Annotated in this window: 13 protein-coding genes; 11 read left to right on the forward strand and 2 right to left on the reverse strand. The window is 64.0% G+C overall.

Annotation, left to right across the window (positions count from 1 at the left end; genetic code table 11):
• Positions 1-10: 10 nt before the first annotated feature.
• From AC1D1N_RS10875 to AC1D1N_RS10890, 4 genes are all read left to right on the forward strand, one after another.
• Positions 11-364: a cupin domain-containing protein gene (locus tag AC1D1N_RS10875; RefSeq protein ID WP_112563097.1), complete on the forward strand. Its 354-nt coding sequence runs from the start codon at positions 11-13 to the stop codon at positions 362-364.
• Positions 365-513: 149 nt separating this feature from the next.
• Positions 514-1,977: an aldehyde dehydrogenase family protein gene (locus AC1D1N_RS10880; RefSeq protein WP_477348451.1), complete on the forward strand. Its 1,464-nt coding sequence runs from the start codon at positions 514-516 to the stop codon at positions 1,975-1,977.
• A gap of 10 nt (positions 1,978-1,987) precedes the next feature.
• Positions 1,988-3,031 (forward strand): tartrate dehydrogenase, encoded by a 1,044-nt coding sequence (locus AC1D1N_RS10885; RefSeq protein ID WP_477348453.1) that lies wholly within the window; start codon positions 1,988-1,990, stop codon positions 3,029-3,031.
• A gap of 17 nt (positions 3,032-3,048) precedes the next feature.
• Entirely contained in the window at positions 3,049-4,506 is a 1,458-nt protein-coding gene (locus tag AC1D1N_RS10890; protein WP_477348454.1) for an NAD-dependent succinate-semialdehyde dehydrogenase, read from the forward strand.
• Between the two features lie 38 nt (positions 4,507-4,544).
• Here the strand turns inward: AC1D1N_RS10890 and AC1D1N_RS10895 are convergent, their stop codons facing one another.
• Positions 4,545-5,819 carry an NAD(P)/FAD-dependent oxidoreductase gene (locus AC1D1N_RS10895; protein WP_477348456.1) on the reverse strand — a complete coding sequence of 425 codons (1,275 nt, stop codon included), beginning with the start codon at positions 5,817-5,819 and terminating at the stop codon, positions 4,545-4,547.
• Positions 5,820-5,835: 16 nt separating this feature from the next.
• A complete protein-coding gene (locus AC1D1N_RS10900; RefSeq protein WP_477348458.1) occupies positions 5,836-6,504 on the reverse strand; it encodes a haloacid dehalogenase type II in 669 nt (222 codons plus the stop codon).
• A gap of 319 nt (positions 6,505-6,823) precedes the next feature.
• Between AC1D1N_RS10900 and AC1D1N_RS10905 the strand changes: the two genes are divergently transcribed.
• The 7 genes from AC1D1N_RS10905 to AC1D1N_RS10935 all read left to right on the forward strand — a co-directional run bounded on the left by AC1D1N_RS10905 (position 6,824) and on the right by AC1D1N_RS10935 (position 15,223).
• Complete coding sequence (locus AC1D1N_RS10905; protein ID WP_477348460.1) at positions 6,824-7,663, forward strand: GNAT family N-acetyltransferase; 840 nt, start codon at positions 6,824-6,826, stop codon at positions 7,661-7,663.
• 14 nt (positions 7,664-7,677) lie between these two features.
• Positions 7,678-9,051 (forward strand): aspartate aminotransferase family protein, encoded by a 1,374-nt coding sequence (locus tag AC1D1N_RS10910; protein ID WP_436260927.1) that lies wholly within the window; start codon positions 7,678-7,680, stop codon positions 9,049-9,051.
• A gap of 267 nt (positions 9,052-9,318) precedes the next feature.
• Complete coding sequence (locus tag AC1D1N_RS10915) at positions 9,319-10,011, forward strand: HAD-IA family hydrolase (RefSeq protein WP_477348869.1); 693 nt, start codon at positions 9,319-9,321, stop codon at positions 10,009-10,011.
• 64 nt (positions 10,012-10,075) lie between these two features.
• Positions 10,076-11,686 carry an ABC transporter substrate-binding protein gene (locus AC1D1N_RS10920; protein WP_477348462.1) on the forward strand — a complete coding sequence of 537 codons (1,611 nt, stop codon included), beginning with the start codon at positions 10,076-10,078 and terminating at the stop codon, positions 11,684-11,686.
• A gap of 86 nt (positions 11,687-11,772) precedes the next feature.
• On the forward strand, positions 11,773-12,723 hold the full coding sequence (locus tag AC1D1N_RS10925) for an ABC transporter permease (RefSeq protein ID WP_112563116.1): 951 nt from the start codon (positions 11,773-11,775) through the stop codon (positions 12,721-12,723).
• Positions 12,720-13,571: an ABC transporter permease gene (locus AC1D1N_RS10930; protein WP_112563118.1), complete on the forward strand. Its 852-nt coding sequence runs from the start codon at positions 12,720-12,722 to the stop codon at positions 13,569-13,571. Before AC1D1N_RS10925 ends, AC1D1N_RS10930 begins: the two co-directional genes overlap by 4 nt.
• A complete protein-coding gene (locus AC1D1N_RS10935) occupies positions 13,568-15,223 on the forward strand; it encodes an ABC transporter ATP-binding protein (RefSeq protein ID WP_477348465.1) in 1,656 nt (551 codons plus the stop codon). Before AC1D1N_RS10930 ends, AC1D1N_RS10935 begins: the two co-directional genes overlap by 4 nt.
• Positions 15,224-15,324: the final 101 nt, after the last annotated feature.

The raw sequence follows: 15,324 nt of genomic DNA on the forward strand, positions 1-15,324 counted from the left end.
AGGTCATCCTTTGTCCCTGCTCAAGACCGTCGATACCAGCCCTGCCTCCCCGCCGCGCGAATCCAGGGCGCTGCCCGAACGGCTGATTGCCGGCAACCCTGCCTTCAAGACCTGGGCGCAGGACGCCGCCAAGAACGATCTCGTCCACACCGGCGTCTGGGAGGCGACGCCGGGAGAGACGCGCTCGATCAAGGGCGACACTTTCGAGTTTTGCCACATCCTGTCCGGCGTGGTCGAAATCACGCCCGACGCCGGTGAAACGGTGATCTACCGCGCCGGCGACAGCTTCGTGATGAAGCCCGGCTTCACCGGTGTCTGGAAGACCATCGAAACAGTGCGCAAGATCTACGTGACCGTCGGCTAACGGAACCCGCGTGAGATGCCGGCCTGCGCGGAAGATTTTGCCGTCTCTCACGTCTGGCACGCAACATTCGTCGGCGGTAGGTCGCCGAACAGCGCATGCTGCGTGCCGGCACGCGCTAGGCTCCAGCCCACGCCGCAGAGTGGTTGTCGATGAGCCTAAGCTTCAATCCCGATACAATCCCCCTCCCCGTCGGCCACCTCATCGGCGGGGAACTGATCTCGACCGAGGGCGGGATCGAAATGCGCCGCCCCTCGGACGGCAGGTCATATACTGCCTGCCCTGTGGCTGGCTTAGACATGGTCGACCGTGCGGTGGCAAGCGCCAAGGCGGCGCTTAAGGCCAGCAACTGGGGCGGCGTCCGGCCGCGCGAGCGCACCAAAGCACTCCAGGCCTGGGCCGACCTGATCGAGGCGGAAGCCGAAACGCTCGCCAGGATCGAGGCGCTGTCCTCGACGCGGCCCGTCGGCCAGCTCGTTGCCGGCGACATTGCCGTGACCGCCGAACAGATCCGCTTTTTTGCCGAGTTCGCCGACAAGGAAGGCAGCGAGCTCGTGCCGACCGACGACACCACCTTCGGCATGATCATGAGCGAGCCCTATGGCGTGGTCGGCGCGATCACACCCTGGAACTTCCCTGTCTCCATGGCCGGATGGAAGCTCGGCCCGGCGCTGGCCGCGGGCAACGCTGTCGTGCTGAAGCCGTCTGAAATGACGCCCTTCTCTGCTGTCTACATGGCAGAACTCGCGATCAGGGCGGGCCTGCCGGCAGGGCTCATAAACGTGGTGGTCGGCGACGGTCCGACGACCGGCACGGCGCTGACCGGTCATCCCGACATCGCCAAGGTCTCCTTCACCGGCTCGACCCGCGCCGGTTCGGCCATCATGGAGAACGTCGCTCGTACCGGCGTCAAGCCAATGACGCTGGAACTCGGCGGCAAGAGCCCGCAGATTGTTTTTGCCGATGCCGATCTCGACAAGGCAGCAATGGCGATCGCCGGCAGCGTCACCTTCAATGCCGGCCAAGCCTGTGTGGCCGGTACGCGCCTGATCGTCGAGAAGAGTGTCGCCGACAGGCTGACGACCGCCATCCTGCAACGGATGAAGGCGGTGCGGCCAGGCCCGACCTGGGACGAGACGACGCAGTATTCGCCTGTTATCTCGGAACGGCAGCGAGCGCGCATCGACAGCATCGTGCGAGCCGCGGTCGAAGCCGGCGGCGAATGCCTGATCGGCGGCGCCACCATGGACAGCCCGGGCTATTTCTACGAACCGACACTGATCACCAATGTCGATCAGGCCAATCCTGCAATCATCGAGGAAATCTTCGGCCCGGTCCTGACCGTCCAGACGTTCGAGACCGAGGAAGAAGCGCTGACGCTGTCGAGCCATCCGACCTACGGGCTGGCTTCCGGCCTGTTCACCTCCGACCTGTCCCGTACCATCCGCTTCGCGCGCAAGCTCGAAGCGGGCACCGTCTGGGTCAACCGCTACAGCCGCTCGCGCGACCATATCCTGCCAACCGGCGGCTACAAGCGCTCCGGCATCGGCAAGGATCTCGGCCGCGAGGCCTATCTCGCCAACCGCAGGACCAAGAGCGTCCTGATCAGCCTGTGAAGAGAAGCCGATGAAGTCCTATTCGATCGCCCTGATCCCAGGTGACGGCATCGGCCGCGATGTGACCGCCGCCACCTGGACGGTGCTGGAAGCCGCGGCCAAAAACTTCGGCTTTGCGCTGACGGGAACCGAGTTCCCCTGGTCCTGCCGCTTCTTCAAGGAAACCGGCCGCATGATGCCGCAGGACGGCATCGACACCTTGCGCGGCTTCGACGCCATCCTTCTCGGCGCGGTCGGCTGGCCGGCGGAGGTGCCGGATTCGGTCTCGCTGCACGGCCTGCTGCTGCCGATCCGCAAGGCGTTCGTGCAATATGCCAACATCAGGCCGCACCGTCTGCTGCCGGGCGTGAAGGGCCCGCTGCGGGCCGAGGGCTTCGACATCCTATGCATCCGCGAGAACACCGAGGGCGAATATTCGGGCGCCGGCGGGCGCGTGCATCAGGGAACTCTGGACGAGGTGGCCGTAGAGACCTCGATCTTCACCCGCGCCGGCGTCGAGCGCATCCTGCGCTTCGGCTTCGAGCAGGCGCGGTCGCGGCGGCGGAAGCTCGCCTCGGTCACCAAGTCCAACGCGCAGAAATACTCGATGGTGTTCTGGGACGACATCACGCGAAAGCTGGCTGCGGATTATCCGGACGTCGAAGTGACCAGCTATCATGTCGACGCGCTCGCCGCGCGCATGATCATGGCGCCGGAGAGCCTCGACGTGGTCGTCGCCTCCAACCTGTTCGGCGACATCCTGACCGACATCGGCGCAGCGATCCAGGGCGGGCTCGGCTACGCCGCCTCCGCCAACATCAATCCCAACCGCTCGGCGCCGTCGATGTTCGAGCCTGTGCACGGCTCCGCGCCCGACATCGCGCATCTGGGCATCGCCAACCCGATCGCCACCATATGGTCCGGCGCCATGATGCTCGACCATCTCGGCGAAGCGGCCGCCGCCGGCCGGGTCATGCAAGCGGTCGAAGCGACAACCGCGCGCGGCATTGGAACCACTCCGGGCAAAGACAGAACGGAGGCCATCACGGCCGCCGTCGTCGCAGCGCTCTCCTGATTGCAAGGCCGTTTTCGATGAAGAACCTGAAAGACAAAAACCTCTTCCGCGAAGCCGGCCTGATCGGCGGCAAATGGATCGCCGCCGACTCCGGCAAGACGGTCGATGTCGTCGATCCGGCGACTCAGTGCGCGATCGGCACGGTGCCCGACATGGCCGGTCCGGAGACCCGGGCGGCCATCGAGGCCGCGGCGTCCGCTTATGCTGGTTGGAAGAAGAAGACCAACGCCGAGCGCGCTGGCCTCCTGGAGGCCTGGCATGGCCTGATGCTGGCGCATCTGGACGATCTCGCGCTGATCCTGACCACGGAACAGGGCAAGCCGCTGGACGAGGCCAGGGGTGAGATCCGTTACGGCGCTTCCTTCGTCAAATGGTTTGCGGAGGAGGCACGCCGCATCAACGGCCATACCATCCCCTCGCCGACGCCGGACCGGCGCATCATCGTGCTGAAGGAACCGGTCGGCGTTTGCGGAATCATCACGCCGTGGAACTTCCCCAATGCGATGATCACCCGCAAGGTCGCGCCGGCGCTGGCCGCCGGCTGCACGGTGGTGATCAAGCCATCCGAGTTCACGCCCTACTCGGCGCTGGCGCTCGGCGTGCTTGCCGAACGAGCGGGCATCCCCGCCGGCGTCATCAACATCGTCACCGGCATGCCGGCCGAGATCGGCAACGAGATCATGGCGAACGAGACCGTTCGCAAGATCTCCTTCACCGGCTCGACGCGGGTCGGTTCGCTGCTGATGCGCGGTGCGGCCGACAGCGTGAAACGGCTCAGCCTCGAACTCGGCGGCAACGCGCCCCTCATCGTCTTCGACGACGCCGATCTCGATCTCGCCGTCGAAGGCGCGCTTGTCTCGAAGTTCCGCAATGGCGGGCAGACCTGCGTCTGCGCCAACCGCATCCTCGTCCAGGCCGGTGTCTACGAAGCCTTCGCAGCGAAGCTCACTGCTCGAGTCAACGCCATGACGGTCGGGCCCGGCACGCAGCCCTGCGTCGCCATCGGGCCGATGATCAACATGGCGGCGGTCGAGAAGATCAACCGCCATGTCGAGGACGCACTCGCCAAGGGTGCTTCGATCATCACAACGAGGCCGGCATTGCCCGACGGTCCTCAGTATGTCGCGCCGCTGGTGCTGACCGGCGCCACAAAAGACATGCAGCTCGCCGGTGAGGAAACCTTCGGTCCGGTCGCGCCGCTTTTCCGCTTCGAGACGGAAGAGGAGGCGATCGCGCTCGCCAACGGCACACCCTACGGCCTTGCCTCCTACTTCTACACAGAGAACCTGAAGCGCGCCTGGCGCGTCGGCGAGGCGTTGGAGTTCGGCATGGTGGGGCTCAACACCGGCTCGGTCTCGATGGAAGTTGCCCCCTTCGGCGGCGTCAAGCAGTCGGGCCTCGGCCGTGAGGGTGCGCAGGCCGGTATCGAGGAATATCTCGAGATGAAGAGCTTCCACATGGGCGGGCTCAGTTGAGGCAATTTGGCTGAAGCCCGAGCGGACTGGATCGACGATCACTGGATACGGTCGAGCGCCTTGTAATATAGGCCGACCATCGGCAGGAACCAGGGCTTGCCGGAATAGCCGGGGATGGGGGGCCACTCGAGCCCCTTCATCGGATTGCGGTCTTCGCGGCCGAGCATGGCATCAGCCAGGATCATGCCGAGATGGGTGGAAAGCTGCGCGCCGTGGCCGGAATAGCCCATCGCGTACCAGACACCGTCATGGTAGCCGGCCCGCGGAAAACGGTCCTTGGTCATGTCGACCAACCCACCCCAGCAATAGTCGATCTCGACCTTGGCGAGCTGCGGGAAGATAGCCGCGAGGCCGGCCTGCAATATCTGTCCGCTCCTGGCATCGGAGCGCTGGTCCGAGGTCGCCGAGAAGCGCGCGCGACCGCCGAAAATCAGGCGCCTGTCCGGTGAAAGCCGGAAGTAGTTGCCGATGTTCATTGAGGTCACGCATGTCCGGTTGCCGGGCATGGTGGCAGTGATCTCGGCGTCGCTCAACGGCCGCGTGGCGATGATGAAGCTGCCGACGGAGATGATCCTGCGGCGGAAATAGCTGAAATTCGGCGTCGTGTAGGCACCGGTCGCCACCAGCACATTGTCGGCGCTGATCCGGCCGCGGGAGGTGGTGATCTCATGCTTGCTGCCGACCTGCCTTCGATCCGTCACCGCCGCGTTCTCATGGATGGCGGCGCCATGACGGGCGGCGGCCGTGGCCAGGCCTGCCACATAGCGGCCCATATGCATCATGGCGCTCTTCTTCGACAGCATCGCGCCGTGAAAGGGCGAGCCGATCTCGGACTTGAGATCGGCCGCAGACAGCAGTGCGGTATCCGGATCCACTTCGGCATGGAGTGCTTCGAAGTTGCGGGCGATCGCTTCGAAATGCTGCGGCTTGGAGGCGAGCTTCAGCTTGCCGGCGCGGCGGAAGTTGCAGTCGATGCCTTCCTCTGCGACCAGCGCCTCGATGGTGTCGACCGAGGAGTCCAGCGCCCGGTAGAGCGCGATCGCGCGTTCCTTGCCGAGCTCCGCCTTGGCAGAGAGGTAGCTGTGAGCAAGACCGTTGTTCAGGTGCCCGCCATTGCGCCCGGAAGCGCCCCAGCCCACCCGCTCCGCCTCCAGCACAGCCACCTTCGCGCCGGCTTTCGCCAGTTGGCGCGCGGCCGCAAGACCTGTGAAGCCGCCACCGACGATGGCGGCATCGTAGTGCCCCTCGACCGGGTCTAGCGCCCCGCCGGTAAAGACAGGGGCCGTGTCGTGCCAGTAGGAGATCAGTTTCATCGACGATCCGCCTGCTTCAAAGCCCGACCACTCCCGGAAGACCGGAAATGTCCGGTATCTCGACATAGCCATAGTAAGGGTTTGCCGGTTCGTGGCCGCGATTGACCCAGACCTTGTTCTTGATGCCGAGATCATGTGCCGACATCAGGTCGTAGCGGAACGAGGACGAGCAGTGAAGAATATCTTCCGGGCCGCAACCCAGCATGTCGAGCATGTATTCGAACCCCTTGAACCGAGGCTTGTAGGCCTGTGCCTGCTCGGCCGTATAAACGGCATGGAATGGCGCGCCGAGCTTCTCGACGTTGGACATGATCTGCGCGTTCATGGCGTTGGACAGGATGACCAGCGGAATTTCCTTGGCGACCTTCGCCAGGCCGGCCGGAACGTCCGCGTGAGGCCCCCAGGTCGGGACACGCTCGTAGACCATCGTGGCATCGTCGGGGCTGAAGGCGACGCGGTTGCGCTTGCAGGAGCGCTCGAGCGCGTTGTGGACGACCTCGGCATAGGGCTTCCAGTCGCCCATGATCTCGTCGAGCCGATAGGCGGCGAAGTTCTTGATGAACTCCTGCATACGCGGTTCGTCGAGCCGGCTGCCGTAAAGGTCTCGCGCCGCTTCCGCCATCTGGAAATTGGTCAACGTGCCGTAGCAGTCGAAGGTGATATATTTGGGCCTGAAAGAAGCCATGTCCGTCGATCTCCAGTGGAAGCACATTCGCGTTGGGATGCATTCCATCATAGGACGGCAGTTTGCGACCCACCTGACCGAAATGGCCCTCCCGAAAGCAGAAAGTTCCGTATCCGCCGTCCGGTTTGGCACGCTGTAGCATCTTGACGGTTAATCGGAGCGGCGGCCACGGCGTCAAAGGCATCCGCCGCGGAGGGCGCCAGCACAAGATGCGGCGCACCCCTTGTGCTACGGCGAAAGATACCGCCGGAACCGACGCCTTCAGACGATCTGCGGCGCGCCGATGGCCGAGACTTGGCATCAGACGGAAGGGAAGCCTATGCAGCAGGGCGAGATCCAAATCCAGGCGTTCGGGCCGGACCATATCGAGGGCGCTGTGGCGCTTTCTCGCCAGGAGAACTGGCCGCATCGCCCGCAGGACTGGCAGATGGCGCTGCAGCTCTCGAGCGGCGCGGTCGCGCTCGACGACCAGGGCCGCGTCACCGGAACCATCCTGGTAACGCCCTACGGCGCGGAGTGCGCCATGATCAACATGGTGATCGTCGACAGGAACGTGCGGGGCAAGGGGCTCGGGCGCCGGCTCATGGAACAGGCCTTTGACTTGGCAGGAGGCCGCCCATTGCGGCTCGTCGCGACGACCGATGGCATGCCTCTCTATCAGAAACTGGGCTTTGTGCCCTCCGGCACGATCCTGCAGCACCAGGGCAAGGTTGCAGAGCTTGCTGCGCCCGAAGGTGTGGAAGCAGCAGGTGCAGACGATCTGCCGGAGATCAAGGCGCTGGACCGCGAGGCCTACGGCGCCGACCGTGAAGCTCTGATCGATGCGCTGGCCGAGCGCGGCCAGTTCGCGGTCATCCGCCGCAATGGCGCCATCGAAGGCTATGCCGCGATACGCCCGTTCGGACGCGGCGAGGTGATCGGCCCGGTCATCGCCGGAAATGTCGAGGACGCCAAGGCACTCATCAGTTTCTTCGCCACATCGCGCCCCGGCGCCTTCCTGCGTGCGGATACCGACAGCAGGGCCGGCATCGCCGACTGGTTCGGGGAAATCGGCCTCGCCCATGTCGGCGGCGGCGTGACCATGGACCGTCCGCCCAGGAAGGACGCGGCACAGGCCCGGCCAAAAGTTTACGCCCTCGCCAACCAGGCGCTCGGTTAATCCGGAGGACAACAATGCTCGCCAATTCCCTGATCGAACTCGACCGCGCCCATCTCATCCATCCGGTCTCGTCCTATCGCGGCCATGAGGCGCTCGGTGTGCGCGTCTTGAAATCGGCGAAGGGCGCGACCGTGACCGATGCGTCCGGCAAGCAACTCGTCGACGGTTTTGCGGGACTATGGTGCGTCAACGCCGGCTATGGCCACGACAGCATCGTCGAGGCCGCGGCCCGGCAGATGCGCGAACTTCCCTACGCCACTGCCTATTTCGACCTCGGCTCGGAGCCGGCCATACGGCTCGCCTCGGAACTGGCCGAGCGCGCGCCCGGGGATCTCAATCACGTCTATTTCACGCTCGGCGGATCGGACGCGGTCGACAGCACGATCCGTTTCGTCCGCTACTACTGGAATGCCAAGGGCGAGGCGAAACGCGACCAGTTCATTTCCATCGAGCAGGGTTATCACGGGTCGTCGGTGGTCGGCGCCGGCCTGACCGCGCTCCCCGCCTTTCACGCCGGTTTCGGCATTCCCTTCGAATGGCAACACAAGATCCCCTCCCCCTATCCCTATCGCAACCCGGTAGGCGAGGACGAGAACGCGATCATCGCCGCATCGCTCGCCGCATTGAAGGCCAAGATCGAGGATCTCGGACCGGAGCGGGTCGCCGCCTTCTATGCCGAACCGATCCAGGGCTCAGGCGGCGTCATCGTCCCGCCGAAGGGCTGGATAAAGGCGATACGCGAACTCTGTCGGGAGTACGGCATCCTGTTCATCGCCGACGAGGTGATCACCGGCTTCGGCCGCACCGGCCCCCTGTTCGCCTGCACGGAGGAGGACATCGTTCCCGACTTCATGACGACCGCGAAGGGGCTGACCTCGGGCTATGTTCCTATGGGTGCCGTGTTCATGGCCGATCATGTCTACAACGTCATCGCCGATGGCGCGGGCGCTTCCGCGGTCGGCCACGGCTACACCTATTCCGCCCATCCCGTCAGCGCCGCCGTCGCGCTCGAGGTGTTGAGGCTCTACGAAGACGGCCTTCTGGAGAATGGCATCAAGGCCGGCGCTCGCCTGATGGCGGGACTGGCAGGCCTGAGCGACCACCCTCTTGTCGGCGATGTGCGCGGTCGCGGCATGCTTGCCGCGATCGAACTGGTGGTCGACAAAAAGGAGAAGACACCGCTTCCGGCTTCGGCCATGGCGGCGCGGCGCGTCTTCGACAGGGCTTGGGACAACGGCCTGATCGTCCGTGCGTTTGCGCATGGGGTTATCGGCTACGCTCCCCCGCTCTGCTGCACTGACGACGACATCGATGCGATCATCGAGCGCACGCGCCGGACGCTTGACCAGACGCTGGACGATGCGGATGTCCGCCAGGCCCTGGCATGACGGGCGACGAATACCACGTGTTTCGAAATAGCGCCGGGGCAAACGATTTCGCAATTTTGTGCCGCAGCCCTGCGCCTTTTCGGCGAATCCAGCGCGGGGGAAGTGCCAGACTGTCCTTAAGACAAGGCCAGAGGGCTCGAATTTCCGGGCTCTTGAAAAGGCCGATGCCCCGGACAGCACGAAATTTTGTTCTGTTCAGCACCATGCAATTCGGCCGCGCGCAGAGGAGAGCCAGTCTTGGCCAGGGGCTTTAGCGAATTCAAATACATGACCTTCGATGTCGTCGGCACGCTGATCGACTTCGAAGGCGGCATCACAACCTGCCTAGCCGGGATTGCCGCCGACGCCGGCGTTGCCATCGATGGCGAAGCCGCGCTGGCCCTGTATCGGCAGGCCCGCTACATGCCCGATGCGGGCCTGTTCCCCGACGATCTCGTACGCGTCTACATGGTCATCGCGCCGCAACTCGGCCTGCCGGTCGAGGAGAAGTATGGCGTGCGCCTACGCGACTCCGCCAGCGCCTGGCAAGGCTTTCCCGACAGCGCAGCGGCATTAGCCGAGCTTGCGAAGTCACACAAGCTGATTGCCATGACCAATGCTCGGCGCTGGGCGCTCGACCATTTCGAGAAGCAGCTCGGATCGCCCTTCTTCGCCACCTTTACCGCCGACGATACCGGAACGGAGAAACCGGATCCGGCGTTCTTCCAGACGGTCTTCGATTTCGTCGCCTCAAGGGGCGACGGCAAGGACGACATCCTGCACGTCGCGCAAAGCCAGTACCACGACATCGGCATATCCCGGACACTTGGCCTGACCAATTGCTGGATCGAGCGCCGGCACGCCCAGAAGGGCTATGGCGGCACGATCGAACCGGAGCGCTTCACCGCGCCGGACTACCACTTCACCTCATTGGCCGCGTTGGCGGCGGCCGTGCGGGAAAGCCTGAAGGAACGAACCTGAGCCCAAGCCCGGAAAGCCGCAGCAAGACGAGCATCCCGACCAGACAAACAGAAAGGGGAATAACATGACCGACAAGATCACGAACTGGACCAGCGCAGACGATGCCATGGTCGAAAGCGCCATTAGGCGGGGCGCGAACCGCCGCGAACTTCTCAAGATGCTGTTGGCCGGCGGCGCCGCGGTTGCCGCGGACAGCCTGGTGCTCGGCCGCGCCACTCAAGCCGTCGCCGCTGAGCCGGTTTCCGGCGGAAATTTCAAAGCCGCCGGCTGGTCGTCATCGACCGCCGACACGCTTGATCCTGCAAAGGCGTCGCTCTCCACCGACTATGTCCGCTGCTGCTCGCTCTACAACCGCCTGACTTTCCTCGACAAGGATGGCGTCACGCAGATGGAGCTGGCTGAAAGCTTCGACAGCAAGGACGCCAAGACCTGGACGGTGAAGCTGCGCAAGGGCGTCACCTTCCACGACGGCAAAGACCTCACGGCCGACGACGTCGTCTTCTCGCTGAAGCGCCATCTCGACAAAGCGGTCGGCTCCAAGGTCGCCAAGATCGCCGCACAGATGACTGGCTTCAAGGCGGTCGACAAGTCGACCGTGGAAATCACGCTCGCCGACCCGAATGCCGACCTGCCGACCATCCTGGCGCTGCACCATTTCATGATCGTCCAGGACGGCACCACGGACTTCTCCAAGGGCAATGGCACCGGCGCCTTCGTGCTGCAAACCTTCGAACCTGGCGTGCGTTCGGTGGTCACCAAGAACAAGAACTACTGGAAGTCGGGCAAGCCCCATCTCGACTCCTTCGAGTTCATCGCCATCAGCGACGACAGCGCCCGCGTCAACGCCCTGCTTTCGGGCGACATCAATTTTGCAGCCTCGATCAATCCGCGTGCGATGAAACTCATCGGCGGCCAGGAGGGCTTCGAATTGTCGAAGACGACTTCGGGCAACTACACCGACCTCAACATCCGGCTCGACATGGATCCGGGCAGCAAGGCCGACTTCGTGGCGGGCATGAAGTATCTCGTCAACCGCGAGCAGATCGTCAAATCGGCATTGCGCGGCCTCGGCGAAATCGGCAACGACCAGCCCGTCTCGCCGGCGAATATCTTCCACAATCCCGACGTCAAGCCGAAGGCTTTCGACCCGGACAAGGCGAAGTTCCACTTCCAGAAGGCAGGCCTGCTCGGCCAGTCCATCCCGGTGATCGCTTCCGACGCGGCGACCTCGTCGATCGACATGGCGGTGATCATCCAGGCCGCCGGCGCGGATATCGGCATGAAGCTCGACGTCCAGCGCGTCCCGGCCGACGGCTACTGGGACAACTACTGGCTGAAGGCGCCAATCCATTTCGGCAACATCAATCCGCGCCCGACGCCGGACATCCTGTTCTCGCTCCTCTACGCTTCCAACGCGCCGTGGAACGAAAGCCAGTACAAGTCCGAGAAGTTCGACAAGATGCTCATCGAGGCGCGCGGCTCGCTCGACCAGGCCAAGCGCAAGGAGATCTACGGCCAGATGCAGGCTATGGTCTCCGAGGAGGCCGGCACCATCATCCCGGCCTACATTTCCAACGTCGACGCCCTCTCCAGCAAGGTGAAGGGTTTGGAAGCGAACCCGCTCGGTGGCATGATGGGCTATGCAATGGCGGAATATCTCTGGCTCGAAGCCTGAGAGAAGCCAGCCGGGGGCCGGTCAGCCAGCCCCCGGCACTTCATTGCGCAAGATTGCTTGGCCGAACAACCGCAGGGAGCGCTTCCATGACATCTGGGGTTCTCAACCTCGTGCTGAAGCGGCTGGGGATCGCGGCCGTCACGCTTTTGATCGTGCTGTTCGCCGTGTTCTTCGCCACCAGCATGCTGCCCGGCGACACCGCATCGATCCTGCTTGGCCAGGCGGCGACTCCGGAAGCGGTCGCCGGCCTGCGCGAGGCCATGCATCTCAACGATCCGGCGATCCTGCGCTTCCTGCTCTGGCTTGTCGGACTGCTCCACGGCGACCTCGGCACCTCCTATGCCAATGAGATGCCAGTCGCAGCGCTGATCGGCGGGCGCCTGGTCAACACCATGAAGCTCGCCGGCATCACCACGCTGCTCTCGGTGCCGCTGGCGCTGACGCTCGGCATCACCGCCGCGATGTTGCGCGGCTCCGTCTATGACCGCACCGTCACCATCCTGTCGATCGGCGTCATCTCCGTGCCGGAATTCATGGTCGCGACCCTCGCGGTCCTGCTCTTCGCCGTTTATCTCAAATGGCTGCCTGCGCTGTCCTCGGTCAACGAGGCACATTCGCTGACCGACCTCGTGCGCATCTATGCAATGCCGGTGATCACGCTCACCTTCGTCATCTCCGCCCAGATGATCCGCATGACCCGCGCTGCGGTGATCGAAACGCTCTCTACGCCTTATGTCGAGATGGCGCTTCTGAAAGGCGCCTCGCGCGGCCGCATGGTGCTGAGGCACGCCCTTCCGAATGCTCTTGGGCCAATCGTCAACGCTGTCGCGCTCTCACTGTCCTATCTGGTCGGCGGCGTCATCATCGTCGAGACGATCTTCAACTATCCCGGCATCGCCAAGCTGATGGTCGATGCCGTCGCGACCCGCGACCTGCCGCTTATCCAGAGCTGCGCGATGATCTTCTGCCTCGGCTACCTCTTCCTCATCACCGCTGCCGACATCGTCGCTATCATGTCCAACCCGAGGCTCAGATGACGATAGCCCGCGCGACAACCTCCCAACGGTCCTTCCTGGGCCACAGCTACAGCCTCGTCGGCGTCGTGGCCGCGCTGGTCATCCTGGCCTGGACGCTCATCGCGATCCTGGCGCCTTACGTCATTCCCCATTCGATCGGCGACATTGTCGACGACGACTATTTCGGCCCGATGCGCCAGGGACTGTGGCTCGGCTCGGACTATCTTGGGCGCGATATGCTCTCGCGGGTTCTGATGGGCGCCCGCTACACCGTCGGCATATCGCTCGCCGCCGTCGCCATCGCCTGCTTTTCAGGTGTCGTGCTGGGGATGATCGCGGCCGTCACCGGTGGCTGGCTCGACACCTGCCTCAGCCGCTTCCTGGACGCCATGAACTCAATCCCCAGCAAGCTGTTCGGCCTTGTTGTCGTCGCTGCGGTCGGCTCGTCGATCCCGGTGCTGATCCTGACGCTGGCCGTCATCTATATCCCCGGCGCCTACCGCTTCGCGCGCGCTCTCGCCGTCAACATCAACACCATGGATTTCATCACCGTCGCCCGTGTCCGTGGCGAGAGCACCGCCTACCTTATCGGCTCCGAGATCCTGCCCAACATCATCCGCCCGGTGCTTGCCGACTTCGGGCTGCGCTTCGTCTTCATCGTGCTGTTGCTCTCCGGCCTGTCCTTCCTGGGGCTCGGCCTCCAGCCACCGCTCGCCGACTGGGGGGCGCTTGTGCGCGAGAACATCGGCGGCCTGCCCTTCGCGGCCCCCGCCGTCATCGTGCCGTCGCTGGCAATCGCCAGCCTCACCATCAGCGTCAACCTGCTGATCGACAACCTGCCGCAGAAGATCAGGGACCGAGACGCATGAGCAATCTCGTCGAGGTCAGAAACCTGAGGATCGAGGCGAAGACCGACTCCGGACGGCTTGTTGAAATCATCAAGGGCGTCAGCTTCGACATCGCCGACGGCGAGATCGTTGCCCTGATCGGCGAGAGCGGCTCCGGCAAGACGACGGTAGCGCTCTCGCTCATGGGCTATGCGCGGGCCGGCTGCCGGATCGTCGGCGGCGAGATCAACGTCAACGGCGAGAACATGGTTGCCCTTTCCGAAAAGGAACGCGCCAGGCTGCGCGGCACCGACATTGCCTATGTTCCGCAAAGTGCCGCCGCCTCGTTCAACCCCTCCTCCACGATCATGGAGCAGGTCATCGAGGTCACGCGCATCCACAAGCTGATGCCACCCGAGCAAGCGCGCCAGCGCGCGGTCGAGCTGTTCCGGGCCTTGTCGTTACCAGATCCGGAAGGGATCGGCGCGCGTTATCCGCATCAGGTTTCGGGCGGGCAATTGCAGCGGCTGGCCGCGGCCATGGCGCTCATCGGCGATCCCAAGCTGATGATCTTCGACGAGCCGACGACAGCACTCGACGTGACGACGCAGATCGACGTGCTGAAGGCATTCAAGTCGGTCATGCGGGCGGGCGGAATAGCGGGTGTCTATGTTTCCCACGACCTCGCGGTCGTCGCCCAGATCGCCGACCGCATCGTGGTGCTGAAAGGCGGCGAAGTGCAGGAGACCGGCACCACTGCGGCAATCCTTTCGGCCGCCCAACACCCCTACACGCGCGAACTGCTGGCCGCCTTCGAACCGAAGCCGCGGCAAGCACATGCAGACGCGGATGCCGGGACGAAACAGCTGCTGCGTATCGACAATGTGACAGCCGGCTACGGCCCGGTGCGGGATGACGGACTGCCACTTATCCGCGCGGTCGATTCCGTCAGCCTGGTCGTCGAGAAAGGGCGCAATCTCGGCATCATCGGCGAATCCGGCTGCGGAAAATCGACGCTGGCGCGCGTCATCGCCGGCATCCATCCGGCGGCCGCCGGTGACATCGTCTTCAACGGTGAGGAACTGCAGCGTGCCGCCAGGAAACGCAGCCAGAACCAACTGCGCGAGATGCAGATTGTGTTCCAATATGCCGATACCGCGCTCAATCCGGCCAAGCCGGTGGAGGACATCATCTCCCGCCCGCTGGCCTTCTATCACCGGCTCGACAGGCAGGCGCGCTCGAAGCGCGTCGACGAACTGCTCGACATGGTGCGCCTGCCCAAGACGCTGCGCTACCGTCACCCATCGGAGCTCTCGGGCGGCCAGAAGCAGCGCGTGAACTTCGCGCGTGCGCTGGCGGCCGATCCCAAGCTCATCATCTGCGACGAAATCACCTCGGCGCTCGACACGGTGGTGGCGTCCGCCGTGATCGAGCTGCTCAAGGAGCTGCAGCGCGAGTTGGGCCTTTCCTACATTTTCATCAGCCACGACCTCTCCGTCGTCGAGGCCATCTGCGACGAGATCATGGTCATGTACAATGGCGAGCGGGTGGAGCAGATCACGCCCGACAAGCTGACGGCGCCCACCCACCCCTATTCCAAGCTTCTGTTTTCCTCCGTGCCGAAGCTTGACCCAACGTGGCTCGATGGCCTCGTCCGCGACCCCGAACTCGTCAGCCAGTACGGCCATCGATAGAGCGGTTCACCGTTTCAAGGAAACGGCGAACCGCTCTATCGCTTTGTTTTTGACGCAATTCCCAAGGGAAAGCGCTGCGCGCTTTTCCCGGGAAAACCGTT

The sequence above is a fragment of the Mesorhizobium sp. P2_B5 genome, from assembly GCF_056404775.1.

What these genes read in the sequence shown, in the direction of transcription:
- AC1D1N_RS10880 (WP_477348451.1), top strand. Translation starts at nt 514, where the DNA reads ATGAGCCTAAGCTTCAATCCCGATACAATCCCCCTCCCCGTCGGCCAC.
- AC1D1N_RS10885 (WP_477348453.1), top strand. Translation starts at nt 1,988, where the DNA reads ATGAAGTCCTATTCGATCGCCCTGATCCCAGGTGACGGCATCGGCCGC.
- AC1D1N_RS10890 (WP_477348454.1), top strand. Translation starts at nt 3,049, where the DNA reads ATGAAGAACCTGAAAGACAAAAACCTCTTCCGCGAAGCCGGCCTGATC.
- AC1D1N_RS10895 (WP_477348456.1), bottom strand. Translation starts at nt 5,819, where the DNA reads ATGAAACTGATCTCCTACTGGCACGACACGGCCCCTGTCTTTACCGGC.
- AC1D1N_RS10900 (WP_477348458.1), bottom strand. Translation starts at nt 6,504, where the DNA reads ATGGCTTCTTTCAGGCCCAAATATATCACCTTCGACTGCTACGGCACG.
- AC1D1N_RS10905 (WP_477348460.1), top strand. Translation starts at nt 6,824, where the DNA reads ATGCAGCAGGGCGAGATCCAAATCCAGGCGTTCGGGCCGGACCATATC.
- AC1D1N_RS10910 (WP_436260927.1), top strand. Translation starts at nt 7,678, where the DNA reads ATGCTCGCCAATTCCCTGATCGAACTCGACCGCGCCCATCTCATCCAT.
- AC1D1N_RS10915 (WP_477348869.1), top strand. Translation starts at nt 9,319, where the DNA reads ATGACCTTCGATGTCGTCGGCACGCTGATCGACTTCGAAGGCGGCATC.
- AC1D1N_RS10920 (WP_477348462.1), top strand. Translation starts at nt 10,076, where the DNA reads ATGACCGACAAGATCACGAACTGGACCAGCGCAGACGATGCCATGGTC.
- AC1D1N_RS10925 (WP_112563116.1), top strand. Translation starts at nt 11,773, where the DNA reads ATGACATCTGGGGTTCTCAACCTCGTGCTGAAGCGGCTGGGGATCGCG.
- AC1D1N_RS10930 (WP_112563118.1), top strand. Translation starts at nt 12,720, where the DNA reads ATGACGATAGCCCGCGCGACAACCTCCCAACGGTCCTTCCTGGGCCAC.
- AC1D1N_RS10935 (WP_477348465.1), top strand. Translation starts at nt 13,568, where the DNA reads ATGAGCAATCTCGTCGAGGTCAGAAACCTGAGGATCGAGGCGAAGACC.